The sequence below is a fragment of the Streptomyces sp. NPDC003379 genome (assembly GCF_053589195.1).
In genome coordinates, this window is the sequence record NZ_JBSFRK010000114.1 from 1 (window position 1) to 4796 (window position 4796).

The 4796-nt window shown below is 69.2% G+C and carries 5 protein-coding genes; 4 read left to right on the top strand and 1 reads right to left on the bottom strand.

The window, feature by feature from the left end:
• The coding region (locus ACWDVB_RS40090) for an IS5 family transposase (protein WP_451612060.1) at positions 1–610 on the bottom strand (610 nt) is incomplete at its 3' end.
• A gap of 249 nt (positions 611–859) precedes the next feature.
• Here ACWDVB_RS40090 and ACWDVB_RS40095 point away from each other — a divergent pair.
• From ACWDVB_RS40095 to ACWDVB_RS40110, 4 genes are all read left to right on the top strand, one after another.
• Positions 860–1306, top strand: coding sequence for a hypothetical protein (locus ACWDVB_RS40095; protein WP_451517011.1), 447 nt, complete (start codon positions 860–862; stop codon positions 1304–1306).
• A 464-nt stretch (positions 1307–1770) separates the two neighbouring features.
• Complete coding sequence (locus ACWDVB_RS40100; RefSeq protein ID WP_451517010.1) at positions 1771–2244, top strand: hypothetical protein; 474 nt, start codon at positions 1771–1773, stop codon at positions 2242–2244.
• Between the two features lie 291 nt (positions 2245–2535).
• Positions 2536–3408 carry a hypothetical protein gene (locus tag ACWDVB_RS40105; RefSeq protein WP_451517009.1) on the top strand — a complete coding sequence of 291 codons (873 nt, stop codon included), beginning with the start codon at positions 2536–2538 and terminating at the stop codon, positions 3406–3408.
• Entirely contained in the window at positions 3351–4631 is a 1281-nt protein-coding gene (locus ACWDVB_RS40110; protein WP_451517008.1) for a DNA cytosine methyltransferase, read from the top strand. The genes ACWDVB_RS40105 and ACWDVB_RS40110 overlap by 58 nt, the downstream gene beginning before the upstream one ends.
• Positions 4632–4796 lie beyond the last annotated feature (165 nt).

Here is a 4796-nt window from a genome sequence, read left to right on the forward strand (position 1 = left end):
AGGCGTACGCCTTGTCGGCCCGCACCCGGTTCGGTCGGGTGCGGGGTCTGCCGGCCCCGGCGCGACGCACCCGGATTTTCTCCAGCACGGGCTCGAATTGCGGGGAGTCCCCACGCTGCCCGGCTGTGATCACGATCGACATGGGCTTCTGTCCCTGCTCGACGGCCAGGTGCAGTTTGGTGGTGAACCCGCCGCGTGAGCGCCCCAGTCCGTGATCTCCGGGCTCGGTGAAGACACCGCCCGGCGGTTCCTTTTGCAGGTCACCCTGCTTGCGTGCCTCGGCCGCATGCTGATGAGCGCGGCACACGGTGGAGTCGATGCTGAGGTCCCACGTGATCACGCCCTTGGCGTCGGCCAGGGACTGGAGCCGGGTGAGGACTCGGTGCCAGGTGCCGTCCCGCTGCCAGCGGCGGAACAAGTCGTAGATCCGGCCCCACGGTCCGTACTGGCCGGGCACGTCCCGCCACGGCACACCGGTCCTGACCCGGAACCGTATGCCGTCGATCAGCTGCCGCCGGGACCAGACGGGCGGTCGCCCTGACTTCCTCCCCGTAGGCAACAACGGCTCTAACACCGTCCACTGTTCATCCGTGAGATCTCCCCGACCCATGAACCGTGATCATTCACACCTCAAGATCCACTTTCGATACACGGCCTAGACGACAGCACGTATACCGGCGTCACCGGCAGCCGCGCCGGGCTGGAAGCCCTCTCCGCTATCGTCGCCGGCGCATCCCTGGCCTGCACCGACCTCGCCGAGGCCATCTCCGCCAATCCGTACGAGGGAGCGCCCTTCGCCGGATATCCGGCCGACGACGCCCAAGCCCGCGCGGCGCGTCACGGCGAGGCCATCCCCCGCATGAACGGCCACCTCAAGGACGCCGCCCACCAGCTCAACGTGGGGGCAACCGCCTGTCACTACCTCGCCACCAGCATCAATAGCAGCCTGCCGACCACATCACCGCACCCGCCGCAGGCCGTGGCCAAGCTCAATGACACCCAGCGCTCGGCCCTGAAGTCACTGGCGCTGGGAGAAGGACGCTATGAGCGGGTGCAGCAGCAAGGACGGAGCGTCACCCGGGTCGCGGCCAAGGACGGCACCCGCATCTCCCTCGCCACCTTCCGGACCCTCGCCAGGCACGGCCTCGTCACCACCGACACCAGCACCCCTTTGCGCGTCGGCCAGGCCATCACGGTCACCGAGCAGGGGCAGCGCGCTCTCGTCCAATCCCGGCCCACCGCCACCCTCACCACCACAGCGGTGCCAACGCCCAAAACCTCCGCGACTCCAGCCGTACGCCGGTGACGGGACGCGCCTCCGAGAGCCCACACCGGCTCCTCCCCCGCGCCATCTCACCGGAACCCGAACACGCGCCCGCTGCCTCGCCGCCGACCATGCCCCCTCACCGAACGGATCCTTCCCCTCCTCAATGACCGCCCACCTCTCCCCGCCCGAAGCACTGCTCGCGCTCGGTGCCGACTACAACCGCCACAACGACGCGCTCCACTCGCTGTACGTCATGGAGATCAACGGCGCCAGGCCCGCGACCGCGGTCGGCAGGCAGATCCCTCGCACGCAACACCTGGCCAAGTCGGCGCTCCACATCGTCGAGGCACTGAACGAGCAGCCGATGTTCCCCAGCGCCGGGATCCGCGGTCTACGCACGCATCCGGCAGCTCGCCCATCTCGCCCTCGACGCTGCCGATCACCTCCTGGACGCCGAGGACATCCTCGACGACATCCGCGTCGGCGCTCCCAACGAGGACGGGGTGCCCCTGACCGCTGAGGAGGCCCATGAGGAGGTGAGGGGCCGCCTCATCCTCGTACGGGACCTGACCGCTCTCGGCGCCGACGACGCACTGGCCACCGCGGAACTCCTGACCGTCGAGCTGCGCCACCAGCGTCTCCTGCCCGCGAGCCGGTCGCTCGACCTCTCGCCCACGCAGCACACCGCCCTGCGTGCCGCCGCCCAGGGCTTCGTGACGATCGACCGGCACACCGACAAGCCGAGGATCAGCCACGACGATGTCCGCGTCAGCATCAGCACCATCCGCTCCCTGGAAGCCCGGGGACTCCTCGGCCGCGAGGAGTCCCCACGGATCCTGCACGACGAACGCGTCCACCTGACTGTTGACGGCTGCCGCACCCTGGCAGCGAGCTTCGGGCACCCGCGGCCTCCGGCCCTGACCACCGCTCGCCCGGCAGAACCCCTGGCCACCGCCACGCCCGCGCGCTCCCGATGACATACGGGCCTGCGCCGTCCGACCGTCTCGTGGTCGCACGGCCCCGCCCTCTCGCTCCGCCTGGAGATCCGTCCACGACCACGGTGCGCGAACCCGCCGAGGGCATCAGCCGGGTTCCCGCGCCGCTCTGACGGCAATGCCCGCGCTCGTGCAGCCCGCCGCGCCGTCCCCGGCACCCCTGCGGCGCTGAGCCTCCTCCTTCCCTCCTGCCTCATTCCCTAAGGTCGCACCATTTCCGAATCCCCCGCCTTCCGATGCATTTCTCTAGGCGCTGGAGTGCAATCCAGCGCCATGCTCGCCCTGTCCGCCAAGGGCATTCTCCCCAAGGTCGATTACGCGATATTCGCCGACACCGGCTGGGAGCCGCAGGCCGTTTACCAGCATCTCGACCGACTGGAGCGGGACATAGCCACCCCGGCCGGAATACCCATTCTGCGAGTCTCCTCCGGGAACATCAGAAAGGATGCACTCGACCCGGATCACCGCTTCGCTTCCATGCCGCTCTACATCCTGAACAAAGATGGCAAGCCGGGCATGACCAGGCGCCAATGCACTGGTGAGTACAAAATTAAGCCCCTGAAAAAGCAGGTGCGCGAACTCCTCGGATACCCCTATCCAGCACGCATCCCCCGAGGCGTTTTCGTGGAACAGTGGGTCGGCATCTCGACGGATGAATTCCACCGAGCCAAGGACTCGGACGTCAAATACATGCGCAACCGCCACCCACTCATCGATATGGACTGGTCCAGGACTGATTGTGTCCGGTACTTGACATCACTCGGGCTAGCGGACACCCCGAAATCCAGCTGCCTCGGGTGCCCATTTCATGGAAACGCCCAGTGGCGATCCATCCGGGACTCCTCGCCACAGGAGTGGGCGGATGTGGCGGCCTTCGACGCAGCCATCCGGCAAGGCAACGCCCGCGCCAACGCCACCGGCAACCGACTGCTGGGAGAAGCATTCCTGCACCGCTCGCGCGTGCCGCTCGACCAGGCGCCGATCGACCATGTCACCGCTGCCGAATGGGCCGCCCTGCAGCAAGAACTCGGCGACAGCGCAGCAGACGCCCAGGACCTGGAAGACGGCGTCATCGACGGCTGCTCCCCATGGACCTGCCGCGGCGAAGTCGAGCCAGATCAGGGCGATTTCGGGCTGGCCTCTTGATTCTTGATCTGTTCGCTGGCCCCGGGGGATGGAGCCAGGCCCTGACCGTGTTCGGGGTACGGGACGTGGGCCTGGAATGGGACGAGTGGGCGTGCAAAACTCGTGCTGCAGCAGGGCAGTTGACGATCCGCACCGATGTCGCGGCCTACCCCCTCTGGCCCTTCCTCGGCCGGATCACCGGCCTGATCGCGAGCCCGCCGTGCCAGGCATGGTCAATGGCCGGCAAGCGCCTCGGGCTCCTCGACCAGCCCCTGGTCCACCAGGCCGTCGCCGACCTCGCCCAGGGCCTGGACACCCGCGAACAGCTGCTCGCCGCCTGCCGTGACCCACGCTCCCTGCTCGCCGCCGAACCCATGCGCTACCTGCACGCCCTGCACCAGCACGGTCAGCCGGAGTGGGTCGCGATGGAAGAAGTCCCCGACGTCCTGCCCCTGTGGCGCCAGTACGCCACGATCCTGCGCACCTGGGGGTACTCGGCCTGGACCGGGATCTTGAATGCGGCCGACTACGGCGTGCCACAGACCAGGCGGCGGGCAATCCTGCTCGCCTCGCGCACGCGCACCGCCGAGCCACCGCCGCCCACACACGCCAAACACGCCGAGCCCGAGTCGCTGTTCGGCCCGGGCCGCGCCCGCTGGATCTCCATGGCCGAGGCCCTCGGCTGGGGCGCCACCGACCGCCCCGTACCGACCGTGTGCGCCGGGGGCGGCCCCGGTGGCGGGCCCGAGCCGTTCCCCTCCGGCTCCCGCAAGACCCTCAGCGACGCCCGCGACCGCGGCACCTGGAAGCCACACCCGCCCGCCAACTCGACTGCCGCTGGGGCGGATGGCCGGGCAGAGAATACCGTCCCCGCCCCACAGGCGACGCCCACGGTGTGGCACTGGACCCTGCGCAGCAACAACCAGGCCAACGCCACCGTCCGCACCATCGATGAGCCGGCCGGGACCCTGTTCTTCGGCCACCGGGCCAACGAGTGCGTGGGGCAGGCCGAGCCGGCCCCCTCCACGCCACCGGGCACGGTCTCAGCCCCGGATCCGATCCGGATCACCGCCGCCGAGGCCGGCATCCTGCAGACCTTCCCCGCCGACTACCCCTGGCAGGGCAACAAGGGCCAGATCTTCAGCCAGGTCGGCAACGCCGTCCCGCCCCGGCTCGCAGCCCACCTGCTGGCACCGCACCTCGGCAAGACCCTCACCCCCAACGACTTCACCCTGGCTTCCTAATGCTGTTGTCAATGCGGCTTCGAGCGATCTTTCGCCGCTTCAGGGCCTGGCCTGGATCTCCAGCTGGGGCGGCGGGCCCGTGGGCGCCCCCCCCGGGCGCCCCCGCCCCAGGGCGCCCGATATCGCGCCGGGGCGGGAAGCCAGGGGGGGGGGTTGGCGATAGAA

What these genes read in the sequence shown, in the direction of transcription:
- ACWDVB_RS40110 (WP_451517008.1), top strand. Translation starts at nt 3,351, where the DNA reads ATGGACCTGCCGCGGCGAAGTCGAGCCAGATCAGGGCGATTTCGGGCT.
- ACWDVB_RS40095 (WP_451517011.1), top strand. Translation starts at nt 860, where the DNA reads ATGAACGGCCACCTCAAGGACGCCGCCCACCAGCTCAACGTGGGGGCA.
- ACWDVB_RS40105 (WP_451517009.1), top strand. Translation starts at nt 2,536, where the DNA reads ATGCTCGCCCTGTCCGCCAAGGGCATTCTCCCCAAGGTCGATTACGCG.